At 38.1% G+C, this 26,107-nt stretch carries 25 protein-coding genes; 12 read left to right on the plus strand and 13 right to left on the minus strand.

Going from position 1 to position 26,107, the window contains the following annotated elements; all coding sequences use genetic code 11:
• Positions 1-20 precede the first annotated feature (20 nt).
• Complete coding sequence (locus MKL35_RS13585) at positions 21-596, minus strand: nitroreductase family protein (protein WP_004886275.1); 576 nt, start codon at positions 594-596, stop codon at positions 21-23.
• 203 nt (positions 597-799) lie between these two features.
• On the opposite strand from MKL35_RS13585, the gene MKL35_RS13590 reads away from it, so the two are divergent.
• The gene (locus MKL35_RS13590; RefSeq protein ID WP_002049100.1) at positions 800-1,180 is read left to right on the plus strand and encodes a hypothetical protein; all 381 of its coding nucleotides are present in this window, start codon (positions 800-802) and stop codon (positions 1,178-1,180) included.
• Positions 1,181-1,218: 38 nt separating this feature from the next.
• Here MKL35_RS13590 and rhlB read toward each other — a convergent pair whose 3' ends face one another.
• Complete coding sequence (gene rhlB, locus MKL35_RS13595) at positions 1,219-2,370, minus strand: ATP-dependent RNA helicase RhlB (RefSeq protein ID WP_002049290.1); 1,152 nt, start codon at positions 2,368-2,370, stop codon at positions 1,219-1,221.
• Positions 2,371-2,479: 109 nt separating this feature from the next.
• A complete protein-coding gene (locus tag MKL35_RS13600) occupies positions 2,480-2,692 on the minus strand; it encodes a cold-shock protein (protein ID WP_000126912.1) in 213 nt (70 codons plus the stop codon).
• Positions 2,693-3,066: 374 nt separating this feature from the next.
• On the opposite strand from MKL35_RS13600, the gene MKL35_RS13605 reads away from it, so the two are divergent.
• The 5 genes from MKL35_RS13605 to MKL35_RS13625 all read left to right on the plus strand — a co-directional run bounded on the left by MKL35_RS13605 (position 3,067) and on the right by MKL35_RS13625 (position 5,796).
• Positions 3,067-3,312: a sulfurtransferase TusA family protein gene (locus tag MKL35_RS13605; RefSeq protein WP_004886267.1), complete on the plus strand. Its 246-nt coding sequence runs from the start codon at positions 3,067-3,069 to the stop codon at positions 3,310-3,312.
• Positions 3,313-3,445: 133 nt separating this feature from the next.
• Positions 3,446-4,312, plus strand: coding sequence for an RNA polymerase sigma factor RpoH (rpoH, locus tag MKL35_RS13610; protein WP_002049311.1), 867 nt, complete (start codon positions 3,446-3,448; stop codon positions 4,310-4,312).
• A 108-nt stretch (positions 4,313-4,420) separates the two neighbouring features.
• Positions 4,421-4,786 (plus strand): DUF423 domain-containing protein, encoded by a 366-nt coding sequence (locus MKL35_RS13615; protein ID WP_002049118.1) that lies wholly within the window; start codon positions 4,421-4,423, stop codon positions 4,784-4,786.
• A gap of 13 nt (positions 4,787-4,799) precedes the next feature.
• Positions 4,800-4,997, plus strand: a complete 198-nt coding sequence (thiS, locus tag MKL35_RS13620; RefSeq protein ID WP_001167820.1) for a sulfur carrier protein ThiS — start codon at positions 4,800-4,802, stop codon at positions 4,995-4,997.
• Between the two features lie 13 nt (positions 4,998-5,010).
• On the plus strand, positions 5,011-5,796 hold the full coding sequence (locus tag MKL35_RS13625) for a thiazole synthase (protein ID WP_001154366.1): 786 nt from the start codon (positions 5,011-5,013) through the stop codon (positions 5,794-5,796).
• A 217-nt stretch (positions 5,797-6,013) separates the two neighbouring features.
• On the opposite strand, the gene yaaA is transcribed toward MKL35_RS13625, so the two are convergent.
• Positions 6,014-6,793 (minus strand): peroxide stress protein YaaA, encoded by a 780-nt coding sequence (gene yaaA / locus MKL35_RS13630; protein WP_106479545.1) that lies wholly within the window; start codon positions 6,791-6,793, stop codon positions 6,014-6,016.
• 125 nt (positions 6,794-6,918) lie between these two features.
• On the opposite strand from yaaA, the gene MKL35_RS13635 reads away from it, so the two are divergent.
• Positions 6,919-7,551: an alpha/beta hydrolase gene (locus tag MKL35_RS13635; RefSeq protein ID WP_016805219.1), complete on the plus strand. Its 633-nt coding sequence runs from the start codon at positions 6,919-6,921 to the stop codon at positions 7,549-7,551.
• 193 nt (positions 7,552-7,744) lie between these two features.
• A complete protein-coding gene (locus MKL35_RS13640) occupies positions 7,745-8,701 on the plus strand; it encodes a ribonuclease Z (RefSeq protein WP_032010193.1) in 957 nt (318 codons plus the stop codon).
• A gap of 95 nt (positions 8,702-8,796) precedes the next feature.
• Here the strand turns inward: MKL35_RS13640 and MKL35_RS13645 are convergent, their stop codons facing one another.
• The 5 genes from MKL35_RS13645 to pheA all read right to left on the minus strand — a co-directional run bounded on the left by MKL35_RS13645 (position 8,797) and on the right by pheA (position 16,045).
• Positions 8,797-10,257 (minus strand): aminoacyl-histidine dipeptidase, encoded by a 1,461-nt coding sequence (locus MKL35_RS13645; RefSeq protein ID WP_106479546.1) that lies wholly within the window; start codon positions 10,255-10,257, stop codon positions 8,797-8,799.
• 148 nt (positions 10,258-10,405) lie between these two features.
• Positions 10,406-11,836, minus strand: a complete 1,431-nt coding sequence (locus tag MKL35_RS13650) for a formylglycine-generating enzyme family protein (protein WP_171073630.1) — start codon at positions 11,834-11,836, stop codon at positions 10,406-10,408.
• Between the two features lie 233 nt (positions 11,837-12,069).
• Positions 12,070-12,453 carry a hypothetical protein gene (locus MKL35_RS13655; RefSeq protein ID WP_002049301.1) on the minus strand — a complete coding sequence of 128 codons (384 nt, stop codon included), beginning with the start codon at positions 12,451-12,453 and terminating at the stop codon, positions 12,070-12,072.
• Between the two features lie 127 nt (positions 12,454-12,580).
• Positions 12,581-14,827, minus strand: a complete 2,247-nt coding sequence (locus MKL35_RS13660) for a bifunctional prephenate dehydrogenase/3-phosphoshikimate 1-carboxyvinyltransferase (RefSeq protein WP_032010198.1) — start codon at positions 14,825-14,827, stop codon at positions 12,581-12,583.
• 108 nt (positions 14,828-14,935) lie between these two features.
• Positions 14,936-16,045: a prephenate dehydratase gene (gene pheA, locus MKL35_RS13665; RefSeq protein WP_002049199.1), complete on the minus strand. Its 1,110-nt coding sequence runs from the start codon at positions 16,043-16,045 to the stop codon at positions 14,936-14,938.
• A 185-nt stretch (positions 16,046-16,230) separates the two neighbouring features.
• Between pheA and MKL35_RS13670 the strand changes: the two genes are divergently transcribed.
• Both MKL35_RS13670 and MKL35_RS13675 read left to right on the plus strand, forming a co-directional pair.
• Entirely contained in the window at positions 16,231-17,175 is a 945-nt protein-coding gene (locus MKL35_RS13670; protein WP_119689361.1) for an alpha/beta hydrolase, read from the plus strand.
• A gap of 108 nt (positions 17,176-17,283) precedes the next feature.
• The gene (locus MKL35_RS13675; RefSeq protein ID WP_017393809.1) at positions 17,284-17,907 is read left to right on the plus strand and encodes a hypothetical protein; all 624 of its coding nucleotides are present in this window, start codon (positions 17,284-17,286) and stop codon (positions 17,905-17,907) included.
• Positions 17,908-17,957: 50 nt separating this feature from the next.
• On the opposite strand, the gene MKL35_RS13680 is transcribed toward MKL35_RS13675, so the two are convergent.
• Positions 17,958-19,103: an acyl-CoA dehydrogenase family protein gene (locus MKL35_RS13680; protein WP_004707843.1), complete on the minus strand. Its 1,146-nt coding sequence runs from the start codon at positions 19,101-19,103 to the stop codon at positions 17,958-17,960.
• Positions 19,104-19,262: 159 nt separating this feature from the next.
• On the minus strand, positions 19,263-20,618 hold the full coding sequence (locus tag MKL35_RS13685) for a dicarboxylate/amino acid:cation symporter (RefSeq protein ID WP_002049312.1): 1,356 nt from the start codon (positions 20,616-20,618) through the stop codon (positions 19,263-19,265).
• A gap of 498 nt (positions 20,619-21,116) precedes the next feature.
• Here MKL35_RS13685 and MKL35_RS13690 point away from each other — a divergent pair, with 498 nt between their 5' ends.
• A complete protein-coding gene (locus MKL35_RS13690; RefSeq protein WP_209796271.1) occupies positions 21,117-22,121 on the plus strand; it encodes a glycosyl transferase family protein in 1,005 nt (334 codons plus the stop codon).
• A gap of 211 nt (positions 22,122-22,332) precedes the next feature.
• On the opposite strand, the gene MKL35_RS13695 is transcribed toward MKL35_RS13690, so the two are convergent.
• Together MKL35_RS13695 and MKL35_RS13700 are read right to left on the minus strand one after the other, a co-directional pair.
• Positions 22,333-22,605, minus strand: a complete 273-nt coding sequence (locus MKL35_RS13695; RefSeq protein ID WP_003650690.1) for a YeaC family protein — start codon at positions 22,603-22,605, stop codon at positions 22,333-22,335.
• On the minus strand, positions 22,602-23,510 hold the full coding sequence (locus MKL35_RS13700) for an NAD(+) kinase (protein ID WP_002049094.1): 909 nt from the start codon (positions 23,508-23,510) through the stop codon (positions 22,602-22,604). The genes MKL35_RS13695 and MKL35_RS13700 overlap by 4 nt, the downstream gene beginning before the upstream one ends.
• A 186-nt stretch (positions 23,511-23,696) precedes the next feature.
• On the opposite strand from MKL35_RS13700, the gene mrcB reads away from it, so the two are divergent.
• Positions 23,697-26,093 (plus strand): penicillin-binding protein 1B, encoded by a 2,397-nt coding sequence (gene mrcB, locus MKL35_RS13705; protein WP_032010203.1) that lies wholly within the window; start codon positions 23,697-23,699, stop codon positions 26,091-26,093.
• Positions 26,094-26,107: the final 14 nt, after the last annotated feature.

Here is a 26,107-nt window from a genome sequence, read left to right on the forward strand (position 1 = left end):
TTTCTTACTTTTACAGACGCTTAAGCCTGCCAAACTTTTACGAATTCTTTACTTTCAATATCTGCACGCGGTGCAATTGCTTTAGCTGCTGTGCCAACGTAAATAATACCTGAAATTAAATCATGCGGTTGCAGACCTAAATGCTGTTTTAACCAAGTTGATTCAACAACAGCACCACTACGCCACATAGTTGAAAACCCCTGAGCTTGCAAAGACAACAAGAGATTTTGTACTGCCGCCCCAGTACTTAAGATTTGCTCAAAATGTGGCACTTTTGGATGATCTTGTAACTGTGTAAGAGCTAAAATCAGTAGCGGAGCGCGAAAAGGATGTTGTTTAACACGTTCCAGCTGAGCGGGGTCAGATTCTCCTAAATCTACCAATGCTTTTGCTAGAACCTCACCAAAAGCAGCACGTTGTTCACCAGAAATAACGACAAAGCGTGTTGGCTTAAGCCTATGATGATCTGGAGCAGTTAAAGCAGCCTGAAAAGCCAACTCTAATTGATCTGAGTTTGGAGCTGGCTCAATTAATTGGCCAATAGACTGACGCTGATGAATATTTTGGTGAATTATTTGTATTGCTGAATCCGTCATTAATATTGATCTAACTCAAAAATTCGAAATAGATTAGCATAATCTACCGTTAATCCACCATGGAATCTAGCCTATAAACTTAGTGAACTTATAGTTTGACATTTTTTAATACAAAACTTCAAAACTCATACAACGTATTCAAAATCAAATAGAAAACTTATGTTCAAATAGCTATGTCTTTTAGCGATTAACTTAGGTGAATCATGAAAAAAATAATTTTAGCGAGCGCAATGAGCGGCGTTGTTTTATTACTTGGTGCTTGTGCTACCACTCCTAAAAATACTTTAGCAATTCAAAAAGAAAATAATCAATTTGAAGTGACTGGTATTGGCAAAACTAATTTAATTGCAAAGAATAATGCAGTTACTGCCGCACAAAAAACGTGCTCTAAGAATACAACTCCTGTTATTGTTGATGAAAAAACCACTTATCATGGTGTATTAAAAGATGTAGTAAGTGAAAAGACGGGTCAAATGGTAGAAGCCGCTGCAGGTGTTATTGGTACTTTAACTGGTAAAAATGCATCTTTAGCAAAAGATGACGACTATCAAACTACTCTTACCTTCTATTGTAAAATTAATTAATTGAAAAAAATCCCAATCAATTGATTGGGATTTTTTTATTAGCAATACCCCTCTAATCGGGTAAGTGGTAGTTTTTTACCAATTGCTTTTTCAATTTCTGGTAAATAGAAAGCATCATCTTCAGACAAGAAACTAATACTTACACCTTGTGCACCTGCACGACCTGTACGCCCAATACGGTGAACATAGTCATCAGACTGCTCAGGTAAAGTGAAGTTGATAACATGCGAGACGCCATCTACATGAATACCACGACCTGCAACATCCGTTGCAATCATGATATTATGCTTCCCTTGCTTAAACTGCTCTAGCATTTTCAAACGTTTATCTTGAGCAATCTCACCAGATAGCATTCCTACTTTATATCCATCTTTTTTCAAATGGTCATAAAGACGGCGCACTTGATCACGGCGGTTGGCAAAGATCATGACTTTATCAATTGGTTCTTCGCGTAAAATATCTTGTAAAAGACGATATTTATCTTGTTTAGCTACAACATAAACACGTTGTTCTACATCGTTATTGGTCTTTTGTTCAGGCTCAATTTCAACTGTTACCGGCTCAAACAACCACTGTCTTGCTAAATTTAAGACGTCGTAACTAAAAGTCGCCGAGAACATCAGGGTTTGACGTTGTTCCTTACGTGGTGAATAACGAACAATACGTTTTACCGAAGGAATAAAGCCCATATCTAATAATCGGTCAGCTTCATCAATCACCAAAAATTCAATTTGATCGAGCCAGACTTCTTTTTGTTCTACAAAATCGATTAAACGTCCTGGTGTAGCAACCATGATATCGACAAAATTAGCATCAAGTTGCTTCTTCTGCTTATCAAAATCAACACCACCCAATAGGGTCACTAAATGTAAATTAGAGAATTTTGTGAGAAACTTTGCATCGCTTTCAATTTGCAAGGCCAACTCACGAGTAGGCGCCAAGATTAAAGCACGAGGTTCGCCGCGGAAACGTTGTTCTTTAACCGGATTATTGAGTAAATCATTAATTACACTAATCAGAAAGGCAGCTGTCTTACCTGTTCCTGTCTGTGCTCGCCCAATTGCATCGTGCCCGGCTAATGTATATTTTAAAACCTTTTGCTGAATTGGGGTCATTTGAGTAAACCCTAAAGCATCAATCGCCTTTTTAAGTTGCGGATGTAAATTCAAGGTTTCAAAACCAGATGTCATAAATACGCGCTCTAACAAACAATCTCTCGAATGAGAAGATCATTATAAACAAAAACGCCCCAATTCAAAAATTGGAGCGTCCATGATTCATCAAAAAGATGAATTAGTCTTAGTCTAAAGGCTGAACGTTTTCAGCTTGAAAACCTTTTTGACCTTGTACAACGCTAAATTCTACACGTTGACCGTCACGTAGAGAACGGTGACCGTCACCTACGATTGCACGGAAGTGAACGAATACATCGTCGCCGCCGTTACGTTGAATAAAACCAAAGCCTTTAGTGTCATTAAACCACTTTACTACGCCTTGTTCACGAGCTGTCATAAGTCAATCCTCAGATGATGAAAAAAGGACCTTCCGGTGTTGCAAACAGCAGAGCAAACAAGGTTTTAAAATTTTTATAATCTTAAAGCTTGTAATCATTCTGTAAAACTATCAACAATTTCCGGTTACATCCATTTGTTATAGGTTATTAAAACAATTTAACTGTGTGGTAATTCCTAAAACGGTTCGAGCTTAACACGGGTTTATGACAATTAATAGAATTTTTTTCAAATATTTCCCCTATTTTTAGCTCTTTTTTTAAACAGCTTATTACAATAATTTTTATGTATTCCTTTAGCTCTTAATTTTTATAAAATACCTAGAGTTCGTAAAAAAATTTGTTAAAATATTTTTTTTAGTTGTTTTTAAAATGAATGAGCACTACTTCTTCTGCTGTAGCACCTATTGAAATTAATGCCCTTGGTCAACCATGTCCAATGCCTTTATTAATGTTAAAACGTGAACTTAAGAAAGTATCAGGAAAGCAGCTATTTTTATTGAAATCATCTGACCCGCATAGTGAAATTGATGTAACGCGTTACTGCACTTTACATCATTTTATGTGTCAAACCATGCAGATTTCAGAAAGAGAATTTCACTATTTAATTGAAACTCAATGATTCTTTGTTAAAATCTAAGATTAGAAACTGCATAAAATTTTACATTTTTCTACCCAATTTTCCTTAATTATGAAGCCAATTCAAATTAAGATGAATTTATTGGTTAATCCATCCTATCCTATAAGGAGAACTCATGAGTGACAGCAGCAATCAATTGATGCCCCTGTCATTGTCTGCGCCCGGTGTAAACCTTGGTGCATATATCAGTACTGTCAATCAGATTCCTATTTTAACGGCCGAGCAAGAAAAAGAACTTGCTGAACGTTATTATTATGACCAAGATCTTGATGCCGCAAAAATGCTGGTAATGTCGCATTTACGTTTTGTCGTTCATATTGCGCGCAGCTATGCAGGTTATGGCCTCCCTCAAGGCGACCTTATTCAAGAAGGTAACTTAGGCTTAATGAAAGCCGTAAAACGTTTTGACCCAAATATGGGCGTACGTCTCGTATCTTTTGCCGTCCACTGGATTAAGGCAGAGATTCATGAATACGTTATTCGTAACTGGCGTATTGTAAAAATTGCAACAACTAAAGCTCAACGTAAACTTTTCTTCAACTTACGTAGTTTGAAAAAATCGAGTAAAAAATTAACACTCGAAGAAGCACAATCTATTGCTAACGACTTAAATGTAACTCCAGAACAAGTTTTGGAAATGGAAGGTCGTTTAACTGCTTATGATGCTGCTTTTGAAGCGCAAGGCGATGATGACGACGATACTCCACATACAGCACCTGCGTTGTATCTTGAAGATAACCGTTACGACCCTGCTCGTTTAGTTGAAAATGAAGACTGGGAAGAGCAAAGTACATCTGCTTTACATGATGCAATGGACCAGTTAGATGATCGTTCGCGTAATATTTTGCAGCGCCGTTGGTTAGATGATGATAAATCTACCCTACATGAGCTTGCTGCTGAATATAATGTATCAGCAGAACGTATTCGTCAGCTTGAAAAAAATGCGATGGAAAAAATTAAAGTCGCTATGTCAGCAAGCTAAAGTAAATAAAAAATAAAAGGGCGATCAGCCCTTTTGTTTTATCTGGCTATGTTTAGCCAACCTATTCTATGGTAACGTTGCCTTTCATTATTCAGTTGCGTTTTTGTTATGTGGATTGCCATTTCAGCCCTTAATCTTGCTTTTGCAGTCATGTTGGGTGCTTTTGGAGCACATGGTCTTAAAGCTCACGCGAGCCCTGAACAAATTGCTTGGTGGCAGACTGCAACCGACTACTTTTTTTATCATGCACTTGGGCTATTAGCCCTTGGTATTCTAAGTAAGGTTCTTCCCCATTTCCCAATCAAGTTATCTTTCTTGCTTATTCAGATTGGCATTCTGTTCTTTTGTGGTTCGCTTTATATCATGGCATTAGGTTTACCACGCATATTAGGCGCAATTACGCCAATCGGTGGAGCCTTAATGATTGCTGGATGGCTAGTTTTGGCTTGGAATGCTTTCAAATACGCAAAATAATCGGAATGTGATCATGCAAATTTATTTAAATGGCGAATTAACGGACACGCCTAGCCAAAACCTTTTGCAACTCATTCAGGAGTTGGCACTTGAAGGAAAACGTTTTGCTGTTGAACACAATCAGCAAATCGTACCTAAAAGCAAATTAGAGCAAATTACGATTGCTCAACATGACCGTATCGAAATTATTCACGCTGTTGGCGGCGGCTAAGTCGGAGTTATCCATGCAAGACACCCCTCTCATTATTGGTTCACGTTCTTTTCAATCTCGTTTATTGGTAGGAACTGGCAAATATAAAGACTTAAATGAAACGGATTTAGCTATTCAAGCCAGTGGTGCTGAAATCGTAACTGTCGCAATCCGCCGCGTGAATATTGGACAAAATCCAGATCAACCGAATTTACTTTCAGTCATCCCACCAGAAAAATATACAATTTTGCCAAATACCGCAGGTTGTTTTGATGCTGACAGCGCAGTACGCACATGCATGTTAGCCCGTGAATTACTCGATGGTCATAACCTAGTAAAGCTTGAAGTGTTGGGTGATGAAAAAACCTTATATCCAAATGTAACCGAGACCTTAAAAGCTGCTCGCACTTTAATTGATGACGGTTTTGAGATTATGGTCTACACCTCGGATGACCCAATCATTGCGCAAGAACTTGAAAGTATGGGTTGTGTTGCAATTATGCCTTTAGGTAGTTTGATTGGTTCAGGTTTAGGTATTTTAAACCCGCACACCATTTCAATTATTAAAGAAAATGCGAAAGTACCAGTTTTAGTAGATGCAGGTGTTGGTACAGCAAGTGATGCAGCTATTGCGATGGAACTTGGTTGTGATGGCGTGCTGATGAATACTGCCATTGCAGCTGCGCAAAATCCTATTTTAATGGCTTCTGCAATGAAGAAAGCTGTTGAAGCTGGACGTGAAGCATTTTTAGCTGGACGTATGCCACGTAAACGCATGGCAAATGCTAGTTCACCTGAGACTGGTTATTTCTTTAAGTAATCATTAATTTTGCCTAAATTTTAAAGCACGATAACAAAAGCTATCGTGCCAAGTGGCATGGATGCCACTGTTGAACAGGGGCCACATGGATGTGCCCTCTGTTCAACAAAGGTTTTTGTTACTTTTGACCTTTCAAAAGTAAAGCATAGCCAATATAGAGCTTAATAAATTAAACATGAGACCAAAGGTCGCATATCATGTAAAATTATTAATTTAATTAAGCCACTTGCTCATCGCGCTTAAATACTAACTCTTTTGCCGATGAGTTATCAGCATCAAAGTAGTAACCTTCAGTATTAAAAGCTTTAAGTTCCTCGGCTTTATTTAATTGGTTTTCAATAATAAAACGAGCCATTAAACCACGTGCTTTTTTAGCATAGAAACTAATGACTTTATATTTGCCATTTTTCTGGTCAAGGAAAATAGGCTTCACAATATCAGCCTTAATTTTCTTTTCATTGACAGACTTGTAATATTCATCTGAAGCTAGATTTACCAGCAATTCAGATTTAATTGCTGCCAAGTCTTCATTAATTTGGTTAGTGATGATATCACCCCAGAATTCATACAAATTATGACCGCGAGTATTTTTTAATTTAGTACCCATCTCTAAACGATAAGGCATCATTAAATCTAAAGGACGCAATAAACCATATAAACCAGAGAGCATACGCAAATGCTGCTGTGCAAAATCAATATCTTTGTCTTTTAAATGGTACGCATCTAAACCAGTATACACATCACCTTTAAATGCATAGATTGCTTGGCGAGCATTTGAGAAATTAAATTCGGGATTCCAATCTCTAAAACGGTCTGCATTCAATGCAGCAATTTTTTCACTAACACTCATTAAAGTCGCAATTTCCGAAGCGGAAAGTTTGCGGCAAACATCAATTAATTGTGCTGAGTTTTCTAATAAGCGCGGCTGAGTAAACTCATCTGTAGGTAACGCTGTTTCATAATCTAAAGTTTTTGCAGGAGAAATTAAAGCAAGCATAGACAACCTGAAAAAATTATTCTTAATACCAACTATAACAGTAGATATTTTTTAATGCTAACTCGTGTTTTCAATGACGACTATCGGTAAAATAGGAATACGTATTGTTATTTATCGATTCTTATATGTCTGAGCAAATTTTCATTCAGGGTCCAGTAGGTAAAATTGAACTTTTTGTAGACCGCCCTGAAGGTGAAATCAAAGGCTTTGCGGTTGTTTGCCATCCGCACCCATTGCAAGGTGGAACTCCTCAACATAAAGTCCCTGCTCTTTTAACCCAAATCTTTAATGAATATGGTTGTATTGTTTACCGTCCTAGTTTCCGTGGTTTAGGTGGCAGTGAAGGTGTTCATGATGAAGGCCATGGCGAAACCGAAGATATTTTAGCTGTGATTGAACACGTTCGTAAGCTTCATGAAGGCTTACCATTCTATGCAGGCGGTTTTAGCTTCGGCTCACATGTTTTGGCAAAATGTCATGCGCAGCTTAGCCCTGAATTACAGCCAGTACAGTTAATTTTATGTGGTTTACCAACAGCTACTGTTGTGGGATTACGTCACTATAAAACCCCTGAAATTCAAGGTGATATTCTACTCATTCATGGTGAGCAAGATGATATTACTTTACTTTCAGATGCAATTGCATGGGCAAAACCGCAGAAGCATCCAATTACGATTTTACCGGGCGCTAACCACTTCTTTACAGGTTATTTAAAACAGCTTCGTCAAATCATTACACGCTTTATTATCATGAAATAAAGTGTATTTGATGGGCATAACTTGAGAGTATGCCCATCATTTTCAAGTATGTCCTTATTGAAAATTATTCCAACTTAACCCAGAACGTGCCAAATATTTTTTACTCGGTCGCTATCATTTACTATAATTTTTATAAAATTCTAATAAGTGTCTATAATATAAATTACGCATTTGATTAAAAAATTCCAAGAATATGCTTCATTTTACCTTTTTAGGCACATCATCAGGTGTACCCACACTTTCCCGTAATGTTTCAGGATTAGCGGTTCGTAACAGCAAAAATAAGGACTGGATTTTAGTTGATGCCGGCGAAGGTACACAGCACCGCATTCAACAAGCTAAACTTTCCTTGCAAAACCTAGTTGCCATTTGTATTACACATGTTCACGGCGATCATTGTTATGGTCTAGTTGGTTTATTGGCAAGTGCGGGAATGAATGCTCGTAGCAAACCCTTAATCGTGATTGCTCCGAAAGAAATTCAGCAATGGTTTGAGATCACGGCCCAACTCACAGACTTACACTTACCCTATTCACTGCAATTTATTGATGTGAATGATGCAATACAGCCACAACAGATCACTGATGAATTTATTGTTCAAGCACATCCTCTAAGCCATCGTGTTCCAAGTTTTGCTTTTAGTATTTATATCAAATCTATTCAGAAGAAGTTAGATATCCAAGCTCTCACACAGCTAGGCGTGCCTCAAGGCGATATGTGGGGCCATTTAAAACGTGGCTACAATATTGAATTTGAGGGACAAACTTTAAAAGCTCAAGACTTTATCAAAATTCAAAATCATCAAGTTCATGCAATTATAGGTGGTGATAATGACCAACCAGAACTATTAGCCGACGCTTGCAAAGATACCCAACTCCTTATTCACGAATCAACATACTTGCAAACGGTTTTAGATAAAGTCGGCAAAGGTCCAATGCATAGCTCAGCAAAAATGGTGGCTGAATTTGCAGAACAGCAATCTTTGGGTAATTTAATTCTGACGCATTTTAGCCCTAGACATCAGGATAAATCTGGCCAGCAAGCTATTTCCGAAGAAGTTCGCCAGTTTTATAAAGGTCATTTTTATTTAGCAAATGATTTTGATGAATTTACTTTAAGTGAAGCTGGACAGCTTTTAAAAATCGAGTAAAAAATTATATTTATTGAGAGATCGAATTAACTATACATCATTTCCATGTAAAAGTTTAAGAAGCTCATAACTGAGCTTCTTATTTCTTAAAAAAATTACTCTACAGATGCCAAAGCAGTTACCAGTAGCTTCCAGCATTTCTCTACAGTATCTACTTTTACTCGTTCGCCCGGTGCATGTGCACCTTGAATATCAGGCCCAAACGAAACCATCTGTAAATGTGGATAATGCTCGGCAATAATCCCACATTCTAAACCCGCATGAATTACTTTTAGATTTGGTTCAATATTAAACGCATTTTGATAGGCTTGTTGTAGGCACTTTAAAGCCGCCGAGTCAGGGTTTGGTGTCCATCCTGAAACTAACGGTGTGAGTATAGAGGTGATATTAAATTGACGAAAATGTGCCTGAATTTTTTCTGCAAAATCTTGAGCTTCTTGGTTGACCATTGAGCGAACCATTAAAACAGCTTTTCCACCTTCTCTATTTAGTCTCACCACTCCAATGTTATTTGAAGTTTCAACCACATCTGGTAAAGCTTGACTCATACTTGCAACGCCATAAGGACTTGTTGCTAAAGCTTGTAACCACTCGTTTTGCTGTTGTTGAGCAATCACTTCAGTCACTTCAGCACTATTAGGCTGAATTGTTAATTGCAGATTGTCATCAACACCTTGTAGCTGTTTTTTCCATGCTGTTTGATATTCATCGAGTAATTTTTCTAATTCAGGCAATTGGTTAGATGAAATTGCAATAGTCGCTACAGCTTCTCTCGGTAAAGCATTACGGGCCGTACCACCTGTAAACTCAACAAGATGCCCACCAAGTGAGCCTAAATATTGATTTAAAAAACGAGCCAAAATAACATTTGCATTGCCGCGTCCTAAATGGATATCTATGCCAGAGTGTCCGCCTTTAAGACCAGCCACCTGAATATTCACAATATTTAAATCTTTAGAAATTGGTTCATAGCTAAGCGGCTGCTCTACCTCAATATCAATACTACCAGCACACCCTAGATACAACTCACCCCATTCTTCTGTATCAATATTAAATAACCATTTTCCTTTTAATATACCGGCTTCTAAAAGTCGAGCACCGCTCATACCTGCTTCTTCATCGACTGTTAAAAGAACTTCTATTGGTCCATGAGCAATATCATTTGAATCTAAAACAGCTAAAGCCAAAGCCACCCCAATGCCATTATCAGCACCTAAAGTAGTGTCTTTGGCAATTAACCAGCCATCTTCGAGGACTGGACAAATCGGGTCTTTAAAGAAATCATGTACCGTGCCAGTGTTAGCTTGTGTGACCATATCTAAGTGGCCTTGAAGAATAACGCCAGATACATGTTCTTTACCCGTAGTTGCATCCTTTCGGATAATTAAATTACCAACTTCATCTACGTAAGTTTCTAAATTTCGACTTTCGGCCCAGTTTTTTAGATACTCACGAAGCTGTTGTTCATGCTTTGAGGGACGCGGAATCGTACAAAGTGTTTGAAAATGCTGCCAAACAATTTGAGGAGATAAGTTTGAAAAATCAAATGGCACCATATATTTATACTCTCACAAATATTCTTAATAAACTTAGGTTTATTCAAAGATAAGAATTTATCAGCGCAGTTTTAGCCTTTATTAAAATCGACGCTGATAAATTAAAAATGACTCTAAATGTAGAATAGATTAGATATAAAAATCAAAGTTAAATTTCACGAACCAAACGGAAACCCCACATGATTGAACGGGCTTGTGAAGTTACATAAGCATTACGATAGGCAGTTCGTACGTTATAAGTGTTATATATCCATGCTCCCCCACGTAAAACTGGGAAGTTACACTGCCCATTATTTTCCTCACCCCAACGATGATTTACACTAGGAGCATTTTCATAATTTGCATGCCAGCAATCATCCACCCATTCTCGGGCATTGGCACTCATATCATATAAACCGAAATTGTTTGGTAAAAACTTCCCTACTGGTGACGTAAAAGGATAACCATCTGTGCAATTAAATAAACTCCAACCACTGGTTTGTGGTAGTGCTACAACTGTTGCTGGATCTAATACATTTGCATATTTACAAGCTTGGTCAAGATTAAGGTCATCTCCCCAATAATAGGCTGTTGTCGTTCCAGCACGAGCCGCATATTCCCACTCAACCTCTGTTGGTAAACGGTAAGTCTGGCTCGTTTTTTTAGATAACCATTTCGCGAATGCTCTTCCATCTTCACGGCGTACACATACAACAGGATCCTGAGGTGTCTGATTCATACCCGAATTATTTGGATTTAAATCATCTCGATACCACATATTGAAAACACCATTTCGCGTTTCCCAATTACGGCATCCTTCGACTTCCCAGCCAGTTTCCTTTTGGAAAGCCTGAAACTCAGCAATTGTTGTTTCATAAGTTGACATTGCGAATGGTTTTTCGACTTGTACTAAATGTTGAGGTAATTCATATGGCCGAGATTGAGCAGGGACATTTTGTTGCTCTTGCTCATTTATATTTCCGCCCATTAAAAAGCTACCAGCTGGAATAACCGTCATTTCTGGACAAAAACTATCTGAACAATCTTTAAATTTAGATTTTGCTGCCGTTAATTGATTAACATTGATATTGGTTAATGAAGCTAATTTAATTTCAGGATTCATATTAGGAGGGTTATTTATTTGACGAATTAATAAATTAATTGTTCCTTTCCACTCACTTAACATTTCTCTAAGCATAGCAGGCCGCTCAATACTTACTCCAGTTCCATCATAGTCAGGAGCATTACATCTCGCTCTTAATACTGTCGACTCATCAGTAAGCTGAGCTAGTTTGGGAATAATTTGATTATCAAGAAAGACTCCTAAATTATTTGAACTCGCGATATTGGCTCTTAGTTCTGCCGCTGATTTTTGAGCAATTGTCGCATCACCGATAACTTTAGAATAGACACTATCACATTGATTTTCTTGCCATACCAAAGTTTGTTTAAGATTCTCCAAGGAAGTAATTGTTTCTTCTAACAACTTCTGATTCTTTGAATTTATGGTTACATCTTTATCATCATTATTACAAGCTGATAATAAGGAGATAATCAATATACCAAAGCCTTTTGAATAATTACTAGAAATTATGTTCATGTTAATTCTCTGTAAAATAATATAAATAAAAAGAGGAAATTGATTAGTTGTTTGTTAAAAAGCATTTTTAAATTAATAGAAATTTAGATCAAAATTCAAACAATATTATTTTTTTGTTTGTTAATTTTTATTAAATAATGTCACTACAAAAATAAATAATTCTTATCAATATTAATAAATCAAAAGGGTGAACAAATATGTTCACCCTTTCTTCACAAAATATGCTTAATTGGTCAAGACTTCCAAACAAATTCGGAGAAACTCTGATCGGCTTTCAAACTATTTTCAACAGCCTGCGCAAGCTGACGAATAATGCTTTGTGTTTCGATTTTTTCAAACCAGTCTTGTTCTTCATCTGGATTGGCAGAAATTTCACACATCAAGTGTCCATCATGGTCTGTTTTCTGGCAAGTAATAGACAACGGCAAAAGATGATTATCAATGCTTACTTCTACTTTTTCATGCTCATGTACAATATGCTGTGCATCAAAACCATAATGCCCCAATTGTTTAAATAATAAGGCCGCTACATATTCTTGAGTGATATGGCATTCATTTGGTGGATGATCAAGCACCCCATGTTCTGGGCAACTGGCAATAAATTGTAATTTTTTCATCCTTTGTCCTAACACTATTATCATTATCTGCACTTAGCATAAGCAATAAACAAACAGCAGCCAAGCCTTTAGCTCGCTGCTGCCGTTGCTATTGTGTTAGCAATTATAAAATGTATTAGGTCAAAAGTTATTGGCTAACTTCAATCGTTAAACCTGCACGATTCGCCAACTCAGTAAATGTTGGGAAACTTGTAGCAACAGTTTCAGTACCATGAATTGTAATCGGACCAGAAGTACGAAGACCTGCCATACTAAAACTCATAGCAATACGATGGTCATGATGCGATTCGATTTCACCGCCAGCAAAGATTGGTGACCAATCGCCAGATTTGCCTTTTCCTTCGATAATGATGCCATCTTCAGTTGGTGTGCAGTCAATACCCATGATTTTTAAACCATCTGCCATAACTTGAATACGGTCAGATTCTTTCACACGAAGCTCTGCCGCACCTGTGAGTACTGTTTGACCTTCAGCACAAGCCGCTGCAATAAATAATGCTGGGAATTCATCAATTGCCAAAGGTACTTGATCTTCAGGCATATGAATACCTTTAAGGGTGCATGAACCTTTAATATGAATATCAGCAATAGGTTCGCCACCAGCAATACGTTCATTTTCAACAGTCAGGTCGGCACCCATCTGTTTTAAAATTTCAATTACACCTGTACGTGTTGGGTTAATGCCTACCGCTTCAAGTACAACGTCTGCACCCTCAGTAATTGCAGCACCCACCATAAAGAAAGCAGCAGATGAAATATCAGATGGTACTTGAATATTAGTACCTACTAATTTTCCGCCACCAATGAGTGAGATTTTATTACCTTCAGTTTTAACATCATAGCCAAATGCACGAAGCATACGCTCTGTATGATCGCGTGTTGGTTCCGGCTCAGTTACCGAAGTTTCACCTTCAGCCCATAAACCAGCAAGTAAAATACCAGACTTCACTTGAGCAGATGCCATAGGTAAATCGTATTGAATACCTTTTAATTGCTGACCACCAGTAATACTTACAGGTGGTGTACCTTTCTCGCCTGTTGTTTGAATTTGCGCACCCATTAAACGTAAGGGTTTAGCAATACGCTCCATTGGACGTTTAGAAAGTGATGCATCACCTGTCATAACAGAATCAAACTTTTGTGCAGAAAGCATACCTGAAAGCAAACGCATGCTTGTACCAGAGTTACCCATATACAATGCACTTGCTGGTGCTTTTAAGCCATGCATACCCACGCCATGAATGGTCACTTCACCATTTTTAGGGCCTTCGATGCTTACACCCATATCACGAAAAGCTTGTAAAGTTGCTAGAGCATCTTCACCTTCTAAGAAGCCAGTTACATGGGTGGTGCCTTCGGCAATAGCACCAAACATAATGGAGCGATGTGACACAGATTTGTCACCCGGTACGGTAAATTTACCTTTAAACGCCTTATTTCCCGGTAAGATACTGAATTGCTGTGTCACCTTATTTTTCTCCATTAAAGGTTTTTTGGCTAACATATGATTGAAATGTTGGCGTGCTGCCTGAGCATGGCCGAGTAAACCCATTAATGCATGAGAATCTTCGTTTTCAATCAATTTTCTAAGTACGGTAAGTTGCTTTTCGAAGCCATCTACAGCATTTAAGATAGCGGTTTTATTGGCAAAGAAAATGTCATGCCACATTTGAGGATCACTTGCTGCAATTCGTGAAAAGTCACGGAAACCACCAGCCGCATAACGGAAAATATCCAAGTTATCTTCACGGTTTGCAAGTTGCTCGACTAGATTAAATGCCATTAAATGCGGTAAATGGCTCGTATGTGCCAAAACCTCATCATGTTTAGCAACATCCATACAAATAACTTCAGCTTTAGCAGCTGACCAAAGTTGAATTAGTTTCTCAACAGCCCATTCTGCACTTGTTGGTAACGGCGTTAAAATCACTTTATGATTTGCAAAGAGATCGACTTTACCTGCATGAACACCCGTGTGTTCACTACCTGCAATAGGATGCCCGGGTACAAAACCCGTTGGTAAATCTTCACCAAATACAGCTTTTGCTGCATCAACCACATTACCTTTTGTACTTCCCACATCGGTCAAAATTGTGGTTTCTGACAAATAAGGTTTAATTTGCTCAAGCACTTTTTGTGTAGCACGTACAGGTAAGGCTAAAACAATTAAATCCGCCCCTCTCACGGCCTCTACAGGATCGGAAAATCCTTCTTGTATTAAACCAAGTAATTTTGCATCTTCTAAAGTTTTCTGTGAGCGTGTAGATGCCACAATAGTTGTCGCCAACTTTTCTGCAACAATAACGCGAGCCAAACTCGACCCAATGAGTCCTAAACCAATAAATGCAACTTTTTTAAATAGGGGTTGTGACATAACTTCAACTTTGCTTTTGCTCAAAGTTATTTAAATCTTTGAGCAATTTGTTTTTTAAGCTTAATGACATATTCCTTTGGATATATGTCATTATTCCAACGTAAGTAATTAAAGAACAGCAGCGGGATAAGAACCTAAAATACGAAGCTCTTTTACCATTGGACGGATATCATTGATTGCAGCAGCAACGTTTTCTTGATCGATATGACCTTCTAAATCGATAAAGAATACATAAGCCCATTTTTCAGGTAATGCTGGACGGGTCTCAATACTCGTTAAGCTAATATTATGCTTTGCAAACGGCGCTAAAATTTCTAATAAAGCACCTGCACGATCATGTGCTGAAATTAATAACGATGTTTTGTCATTACCACTTTGTGGAATTTTTTCACGGCCAATCACTAAGAAACGAGTGGTATTTTCCGGATTATCTTCAATATTGCTATGCAAGATTTCAAGATTATACATACCTGCTGCAATATCAGATGCAATTGCTGCTGAGTGCCATTCGTTGCGAATACGGCGTGCAGCTTCTGCATTTGAGTTTAAGGCAACACGTTCAACACCTGGATAATGCGCGTCTAACCACTGACGGCATTGCGCCAAAGTTTGCTGGTGCGCATAAATCTGTTTAATGCTGTCTTTACGCGTATTTTCAGAAACCAGGAATTGATGATGAATACGCAATTCAACTTCACCAATCACATTTAAATTCGATGTTTTAAAGCAATCTAGTGTGTGGTTCACAATACCTTCAGATGAGTTTTCAACTGGAACTACACCATAATGTGCACTACCCGCTTCTACTTCACGGAACACTTCATCAATAGTTGGTAATGGACGTACAACTGCATCTTTACCAAAATGTTTAAGCACAGCAGATTGCGTAAAAGTACCTTCAGGTCCTAAGAATGCAATGCTTTGCGGAGCTTCTAAAGCAAGGCAAGCAGACATAATTTCACGGAACAGACGCGCCATGGTTACATCAGATAAAGGTCCCTGATTGCGTTCCATAACTTTGCGTAATACTTGTGCTTCACGTTCAGGACGATAAAACAAAGGATTCTCTTCGGAAGCAAATTTAGCTTTAGCAACAGCTTCAGCAAGGCTTGCGCGGCGATTTAATAACTCTTGAATCTGTTGATCTACGCTATCAATATCTTCGCGAATTTGTTCTAAACTAAGAGAAGTCGTTTTGTTTTGATCATCGTTGATCATTGGAATGCAGCCTCAGAAAAATCATCTTTTAAACGAGAGTATAACAATAGTCGGCTTTGATTTGTTAGGCAATATCGGTGTACCGGCTATTTTCGTTAATCACTCTCAAACCTGTCAATAAGATTACTTTATTTGATAATGATTTTCATTTATTATTTTACTTATAACATTTTCTTAACTTTATTATGCTTAAACCATTTTTCTTTTTATCTTGTAGTTTTCTCTTGGGAACTTTAATAAGTACGCCTGTTTTGGCTCAACCTTCAATAAAAGATCAATCAAAAATCGTTTTTCAAAATAATCAGGCACAATTTCAAATCAAATCTAAAAATACAGGTCATGAATATCTAATTCAAATTTATAAACCGCCTGTGGCCCCGCCCCAACATGGTTACCCTGTACTTTATATATTAGATGGAAATGCAACTTTCCCTAGTGCTGCCAATATTGCTCAGTCAATTGGAGCAGGTTCGACCAAATTAGGTTTAGATCCGCTCATGATTGTAGCTGTTGGTTATCCACATCAAAAAACCTTTGATGTGCAAAAGCGTGCTTATGATTACACACCAGAACCTTCTGCCCAATTTCAAGCACACGGTAAATATAAATATGGTGGTGCTGATCAGTTCATTGCCTTTTTAAATAACGAACTCAAACCTGAAATTGCAAAACAGTTTCCGGTTAACAGCCAGCAACAAAGCCTCTATGGGCACTCTTTTGGAGGCTTGTTTGTGCTTTATCATTTTTTTCAAAAGCCAAATGCATTTCAGCGTTACTTCGCTGCAAGTCCTTCTTTGTGGTTTGATCAAGGCATGTTATTTCAACAGTTAGAACATTGGCAAAGTCAAAAACCAAATCATTTCCCTTTACTCATGACCACAGTCGGTACACATGAACAAGGTGGCCCTCTTACTCAACTGAATAATACGCTTAATGAAGCAGACTTTTTTAAAGCTTTAGAAAATAAACGTTCAAACGAATTTAGTTATTGGCATTTTTATAACCCTGCCGAACAACACATTACAAATTTGTATGCGAGCTTACCTAAAGCACTTATGTTTGCTTCTTGTCAAAATTTAGAAAGCTGTAAATCTTTATTTGATGGACCATTAGATCAGCCAGCCAAGTAAAAACATAATTACATTTAAAGCTGATTATTTCGTTGTTCTTAAAGATAGCCCTCTTAATGCATGGATTGGTTATACTGACCCAATATGTCATAACAACAGTAAAATAGAATGAATAAAATTATTGTTTTAAGCCTATTGGGTTTTACAACTTTTAGTTTAACGGCTTGCGGCGGTTGTCCAATAATTGCAGGTTGCAATGGTACTGATAATTCTCCGTACTATATGACGACTGTCAGTAATCAAATTCGTGGTATTCCAATCCCACCTCAAACCAAGCTGACCTATCAATCGCAAAATTTCAGACAGAAATTTGAGCAAACACATGCTTTAAAAGAAAAAAATTTATCAGGCATTGCATTACCAGAAAATACAGCAATCATTTGGGGAGGTATGCCAGTAGATATGTTTATACAATTTTCTAATCCCGAAATGAAAGGCTTCTCGGTCTATCCAGCACGAGGATTTAAAACAGAATTATCAAATGAGTTTTTACATTTATGGAAAAGCTGTGAAAGTGATTTAGACATTAACTTAAAGAATCCAAATGACTGGTCATTTAATCCTGAAAATATGGAAATAACGGGTTGTGGCATCAATCAAAAACGTAGCAAATATACCGAAGACTCTTTTCGTCAAGATGAAGCCGATGCATTTTTAATAAAGATCAATCAGGCCTTACACAAGTTACCCAAGCAACAAGACTATCCTGTCATTTATCGAACTAACAAATAGGTAATATAAAAAAGCCTACTCAAAGGTAGGCTTTTTTTAAAACTATTTAATTAGGCTTTACCAATTAAGCCACGCGCTACGATTTCTTTCATAATTTCATTTGTACCACCGTAAATACGCTGAATACGAGCATCTACAAAGAAACGTGAAATTGGATATTCAGTCATATAACCATAACCACCAAAAAGTTGCAGCAAGTTGTCAGCTACTTTCATTTGCATATCCGTACTAAAACTTTTAAGTGCGGCTGCTGTTTCCACATCTAGCTTACCTTCTTGATATAGAGCAACATTTCTCTCGTAAAAAGCAGCCGTAGCAAGCTCATCAATTTTTGCTTGAGCTAAAACAAAACGCGTATTTTGGAACTGTGAAATAGGCTGGCCAAATGCATGACGTTCTTTTACATAAGCCGTTGCCAAATCAATTGCACCACGAATAGCACCAATAGCGGTAGATGCAATGGCTGTACGTTCACGTGGTAACTCTTGCATTAAGTAAGCAAACCCCTGCCCAGCTTGACCGAGTAACTGGTTTTTAGGAACCTTAACATTGTCAAAAAATAGCTCAGAAGTATCTTGAGAATGTAAACCGATTTTGTCGAGGTTGGTACCTTTCTTAAAGCCATCCAAATGTGTATCTGCCAATAATAACGATACCCCTTTCGCACGCGCTTGAGGATCGGTTTTTACTGCAAGCACCACAAGGTCAGCATGTTGACCATTTGAAATAAATGTTTTTGATCCATTTAGTAAATAATGGTCATCTTGCAAAATGGCGCTCGTACGCATTGATTGTAAGTCTGAACCAGCACCCGGTTCAGTCATACCAATTGCCCCAACCACTTCACCAGTTACCATTTTCGGCAACCAATATTGTTTTTGCTCTTCTGTACCAATATGTAAAATATAAGGTGCAGCAATTTCAGAGTGACATGAAATAGCAGTTGATAATGCACAAAAACCAGCTCGAGCAGACTCTTCAACTAACATTAATGAATAGTAAGTTGGAACCCCATAACCGCCATATTCTTCTGGGACATCCACACATAAAAAGCCATTTTCGCCCAGTTGATTCCACACTGAACGCGGCATAATTCCTTCACGTTCCCATTGGTCGTAATGTGGAGCAATATGCTCATTCATAAAACGTTTAAAATTATCACGGAATAATTCTAAATCTGCATCATATGCCAACATAATATTTTCCTTCGGCTTTATTGTTTTATCGAATCTCATTGCTGTGCATGCTAATCATTTTTTTAGTTACTGTCATGGCATAGCTGCTCATTTAAACTGTACTTTTCAGTCAGCCAATAAAAAAGGAAGCTTAGCCTCCTTTTTTATTACGATAAATGATTAGTGAGATGCCTCAGCAATTACACTTTTTTGCTCAAGCATTTTTCTATCTACTTCATCTGGATTATTCAGTGCATCATTTAGTTTATCTTTATCTAATGCACCTACCCATTTCGCAACCACAATCGTTGCTAAAGAGTTACCAACAAGGTTCGTTAAAGCACGTGCTTCTGACATGAAACGGTCAATACCTAAAATCAATGCCAAACCTGCAACTGGTATATGACCAACAGCAGATAAAGTTGCAGCCATAACAATAAAACCAGAACCCGTTACACCCGCCGCACCTTTAGATGAAATTAAAAGTACCAATAGCAAAGTAATTTGATGCTGGATATCAAGCTGTGTATTTGTTGCCTGAGCAATAAAGATTGCAGCCATGGTCAAATAAATTGAAGTACCATCGAGGTTAAATGAATAACCTGTTGGGATAACTAAACCAACCACAGACTTTTCACAACCTGCGATTTCAAGCTTACGTAGCATACGTGGTAGAACTGACTCAGAAGAAGATGTACCAAGTACAATTAAAAGTTCTTCACGAATCAAACGCACCATTTTAAGAATGCTAAATCCACTCAAACGGCTGATGGTTCCTAATACCAAGAAAATAAATAATAAACAGGTAATGTAGAAACAGAGGATGAGCTGGCCCAACTGTACCAGTGAACCCACACCATATTTACCGATAGTAAACGCCATTGCCCCGAATGCACCTAATGGAGCAAGCTTCATGATCATATTTACAATGTTAAAGAACACATGAGCAATTTGATCAATTAACTTTAAAACTGGACGTCCTGCATCACCTAGCTTATGCAGTGCAAAGCCAAATAGAATGGCAAAAAGAAGGACCTGTAAGATTTCACCATTTGCAAATGCACCCACTACTGTATCTGGGATGATATGCATTAAGAAATCAACGGTAGATTGTGACTCACCAGAAGTGACGTATTTTTGGATACCTGAAGTGTCCAGAGTCGCAGGATCAATATTCATTCCTACGCCTGGCTTTGCGATGTTAATCACCACAAGGCCAATCAGAAGTGCGATTGTTGAAACGATCTCGAAGTATAACAACGCAACACCGCCAGTTTTACCCACTGACTTCATACTTTCCATACCAGCGATACCACTGACCACTGTACAGAAAATAACAGGTGCGATGATCATTTTAATCAAACGAATAAAAGCATCACCTAATGGCTTGAGTTGCTCACCTAAACCTGGAATATGGTGTTCAACACCATTCACTATTTGCGTTGTACTTGGTGAGAAATGCCCAACCAGAACACCCGCAATAATCGCAATAATCACTTGAAAATAAAGTGATTTATAAATCGGTTTTTTAGCCATAACTTTACTTCAATCTATATTTCCAAGTCCGTTGGAAATATCAAAATGAAACGTCTATTCTTTACGAATACACAGCCCTAACCTTTCACATAAACACCGCAAAAGGGAAACGGTTTTTTGGGAACAAAAAACCTTCCTACTACCTCAATGAAAACGAAATACAGTTTTCTAAAACAGGAGAATACCTGAAGTTTCCAACCACTTTGAGTAGCCAGAAATAACCTCTTACTTTTCCAATAAAAAGCTGAAGATATAGGAGAATCACATAAAATTATGATATGAGTGCTCAAAAAAGCACGTGAAAGTTTACTCGAATTAAATAGCAATTCGGTTAAAATTTTGGCTAATACGCACAAAAAACACTCATGCAGCCTTAAGACTTTAGTATGAGAAACACTTTTGATATTTTTTCAGCAGTTTTTTATGTCATATTGATAAGTCCTTGTAGACATTTCATTTTGAGCTGTCTCCCCCTTATTTTTACTGTTTTGAATTGCCATGAATACTAAACGTAATATCTATAAAGATGCTGAACATCCCTTTGCTCAATATGTCCGTATTTTAGGTAAGGGGAAAACCGGCTCTCGCTCACTAAGTTATGAAGAGGCCTATCAGGCTTTTACCATGATTTTAAAAGGTGAAGTTCTTGATGTTCAGTTGGGTGCTTTTTTAATGCTGCTACGTGTTAAAGAAGAGTCCATTGATGAGCTTGCAGGCTTTGTACAAGCCACCAAAGACCAACTTAATTTTCAACCTTTAGATGTGGACTTGGACTGGTCATCTTATGCAGGCAAGCGGAAACATTACCCTTGGTTTTTATTAGCAGCTCTTACTCTTGCTCACCACGGCTATAAAATCGTCATGCATGGCGCTTCTGGACATACGATTAACCGGGTCTACACCGAACAAGTTTTGCAATATTTAGATTATAAAATTTGCCATTCTGAACAAGAAGTCCGCACACAATTGGCCGAACAGAATTTTGCTTACTTACCATTAGATGTAATTTCACCTGTTTTAAGCGATTTAATTTCTTTAAGAAATGTCATGGGTTTACGCTCACCTATTCACACTTTGGCTCGTCTCATTAACCCATTTTATGCAAAAGCTACCTTACAAGCGATATTCCATCCCGCGTATAGAACCTCTCATCAACATAGTGCGCTTCGCTTAGGCTATCAAAATAGTGCAGTCATTAAAGGTGAAGGCGGTGAATTTGAGCGAAACCCCGATGCTAAAACCCTGATTTGTGGTATTAAAAATGGTGAGCTCTATGAACATGAGTTACCAAAGCTTACGCCTGAACGTAGTCCAATTGAAGAAGAGTTAGACTTAGCCACCTTTAAAGCGGTCTGGCTTGGAAAGCAAAATCATGAATATGGGGAAATGGCCGTAACAGAAACTATAAGTATTGCGTTATATACCATGGGCGTTGTTTCTAATTTCGAGGAAGCGATGCAAAAAGCAAAAGTGTTATGGGAAACACGTAATTCAAGCCAATAAAACTAATATAAGACCATACAGCCTTCTATAGCATGTTTTTCTTATATTGCTACATATAGGCAATACTTACTTTTCAAAGATGAAAAGTAACAAAAATCTTTTGTTGAGCAAACAGTACTTCCATGTACTGTTGCTCAACTGGCGACATCCATGTCGCCGACGCGATAGCAAATGCTAACTAGGATTTATTCTTTTGTTTTAAAATACGGTTTTAAACAAAACGAATCGGTTTAAATTCAGGCTCATGCTTGTGATGATCATCTTCACAAACCTCACCCTCTTCTTTTGTACCACGGTCAATATAACCGCTACGCTGTTCTTCCGGTAAGTTCTTTAACTCCCAAGCAATCACAGCTTGCATACATGTTTCGCGCTGCTCTTTCGTTAAAACAACACCATTTGGCCATTTACCAATTTCTACTGCTGTTTTTAAACGCTCTACAATTTCAGGGTTTAAAACAGATAGCATTTGTTCAATATTCATGATTCATCTCTTTGAAAAGATTCAAAATCTTGGTTCCAACCCAGTTTGGTACGACAAGCCATATAGAAATCATAACCTGGTGGGTGTAATAAACTTAATTTAAATGGGTGTTTGCGGATGTGCAAACTGTCACCAACATTGAGCGATACACTATGTTGCCCATCTGCACTCACCATCGGTAATACCCGATTTTCGCGAATGACGATTTTAATTTCACTTTGCCCACCAACTACGATCGGGCGTGAAGATAATGTATGGGGGTGCATAGGGACTAATGCAATAGCATCCATACTCGGATGTAAAATTGGACCACCACCTGACAATGCATAAGCAGTTGATCCTGTCGGGGTCGAAACAATTAAACCATCACTATGCTGACGGTAAACATACTGACCATCAATATTAAGTTCAAAGTCGATCATATGTACCGACTTACCTGAGTGTAGTACAACGTCATTTAAAGCAATTGCATCATAAATGACTTCACCATTAGTACGTACTTCCATTTCAAGCAAGAAACGGCGATCAAGTTGGAAATGACCTTGTAATACCTGATCAAGTTTAAAAATAGCTTCCGCAGGCTTAATATCGGTTAAAAATCCTAAACGCCCACGGTTAATACCAATGACAGGTGTATTGTAGCGAACTAAAGCTCTAGCTGCATGAAGTAAAGAACCATCTCCACCTACTACAATCACCAGATCAGCAACTTCACCTAATAAGTGACGACTAACAACTTGTGCATGATCATAGGGCACTAATTCGGCAGTTTCCTGATCAAAAATGGGGTTTAGGCCTAAACTTAGCAAATGGTCATGAATTAAACATAGTGTTTCTACAACTGATGATTTATCCGGTCGACCAATTAACCCGACGTTTCTGAAGGACTTATGTGAAATTTGCACGAATGAGTAAGCTCCGCTGCGATTCTACGCTATCATAACATTAACCTGATTAATTTAAAAAAAACATAACAACAAGATGCTGTAAAATTCAATCTAAGTTTTCCATTTATTCACAGTTTTATCATTGCAAATTGATGACAAGCTATCGCATCATTAACGTATTGTTTAGGGTTTTATCTCATTTATATGAAGTTTGAACGTGGTATCGGTTTCTTCGCGCTAATTTTTTCCATATTGGTGATTGGTGCTTTTATTGCTCTTAGTATCTATCTGATTCGTTTAGATAATATTATCCGTGAAAAATTTGAAGGACAGCGCTGGGACATTCCTGCCAAAGTGTTCGCTCGGCCTTTGGAAATTTATAATAATGCCCCAATTACTCAAGCAAATTTTACCCAAGAATTAAAATTATTAGGTTACAAAATTTCAAGTAATTATGACAAGTCTGGAACCTTCGTTGCTCAAGGCAGCAACATGTATGTACATACACGCGGTTTTGACTATGGTGATAGCGTAGAACCAGAACAAGTTTTAGAACTTAGCTTTGCAAATGACCAAGTTGCAGAGGTACGCAGTACAAAACCTTCTTCAACAGGTGTGGCTCGTTTAGAACCTTTACTGATTGGGGGGATCTATCCTCAGCATAATGAAGACCGTGTTCTGATCAAACTCAATAATGTTCCTAAACCACTCATTGAAGCTTTAATTTCTACAGAAGACCGTAATTTCTACCATCACCACGGTATTTCAATTCGTGGTACAGCACGTGCTTTGGTGAGTAATGTCACTGGAGGACGTCGCCAAGGTGGTTCAACCCTGACACAACAGTTAGTCAAAAATTTCTATCTAACCCCTGAACGTACATTAAAGCGTAAAGTTAATGAAGCATTAATGGCTTTACTTATTGAGCTTCATTACAGCAAAGATGAAATTTTAGAAGCTTATTTAAATGAAGTAAATTTAGGCCAAAATGGTAACTATTCAATTAATGGTTATGGCTTGGCTTCGCAGTTTTATTTTGGTTTACCACTTCGGGAACTTAATGTCGCGCAACAAGCTTATTTAGTCGGTTTAGTTCAAGGGCCATCTTTATATAACCCTTGGAAAAACCCTGAAGGAGCAAAAAATCGTCGCGATACAGTATTGAATAACATGCGTGTAATGGGTTATTTAACTCAAGCCGAATATGAAACTGAAATTGCACGTCCTTTAGGTGTTCTCAGCAAGCCAAGCTTAGGTCCTGCAAAATTCCCTGATTTCCTAGATATTGTGCGCCGTCAGTTACGTACCGAATATCAAGAAAGCGATTTAACTAATCAAGGATTACGTATTTTTACGACCTTGGACCCAATTGCACAAACTCAGGTTCAAGATGCATTTAAAGCATCTGTAGAACGTCTTACTCAAAGTAACCCTGCCCGCTTGAAAAACTTGCAAGGTGCGGTACTGATTGCACATCCTGAAAACGGTGAGTTGATTGCAGCCGTTGGCTCAACTCAAGATTTTACTGGCTTTAACCGTGCTTTAGATGCAAAACGTCAAGTCGGTTCTTTATTGAAGCCAGTTATTTATTTAAGTGCAATTGAGTCTGGACGTTATAACTGGGCAAGTAAGATCGAAGATGCTCCTATTAGCATTCCGGTAGATGGCGGTAAAAGTTGGACACCGAAAAACTATAGTGGCGGTGGGCATGGCGTTGTAAGTTTAAGTGAAGCCTTAGCAAACTCTTACAACCTATCTGCAGTTCGTCTAGGTCAAGAATTTGGGTTATCTACATTTACCAACAACTTAAGAAAATTTGGCGTTGAATCACCAATTCCAGCCTACCCTTCTATTTTCCTTGGTGCAGTTAATATGTCACCAATGGAAGTACTCGGTATTTATGAAAACTTCGCTACAGGTGGCTTCAAATATCCAACTCGTGCGATTCGTTCTGTGGTAGATGCAAATGGCCGTTTACTTGATCGTTATGGTTTAAACGTACAACAAACCATTGACCCTTCGGTTGGCTATATCATGAACTATGGCCTACAACAGGTCATGTCATCAGGTACGGGCCGCGCAGCGTATAACAGCTTGCCTCCTACTTTAAAATTGGCTGGTAAATCAGGTACAACTAACGATACACGTGACTCATGGTTTGCCGGTTATTCGGGGAACCATGTCGCTGTAGTATGGTTAGGTCTAGATGACAACAAAGTAACTGGCTTAACAGGTTCATCTGGTGCATTACCAGTGTGGATTAATGTGATGAAACAATTACGTCAAACACCAGTAAATCTACGTCAGCCAGACACGGTACAGTGGCAATGGATTGACCATGCAACAGGTGATTTATCAGCACAAGCTTGTGCTGGCGCGATGTATATCCCTATGCTGACACATACGGTTCCGCATCGTGCTACGCCATGTGGAGCACCGTATTATCAAGTTGATCCAACATACGCACCACAAAGTGATAACACAGCACCAGCTTCTCAACCGGATAATAGCGATAGCTATATTCGTGAGAGTGAAAGCCAGATGGAACAAGATCTGTCGAATAACACACGAGTGATTTCTAGTGGTAGTTATAACAACTAAGCATTAACAGGAAA

Source organism: Acinetobacter sp. AOR41_HL, assembly GCF_027854645.1.
GTDB classification, from domain to species: domain Bacteria; phylum Pseudomonadota; class Gammaproteobacteria; order Pseudomonadales; family Moraxellaceae; genus Acinetobacter; species Acinetobacter nosocomialis.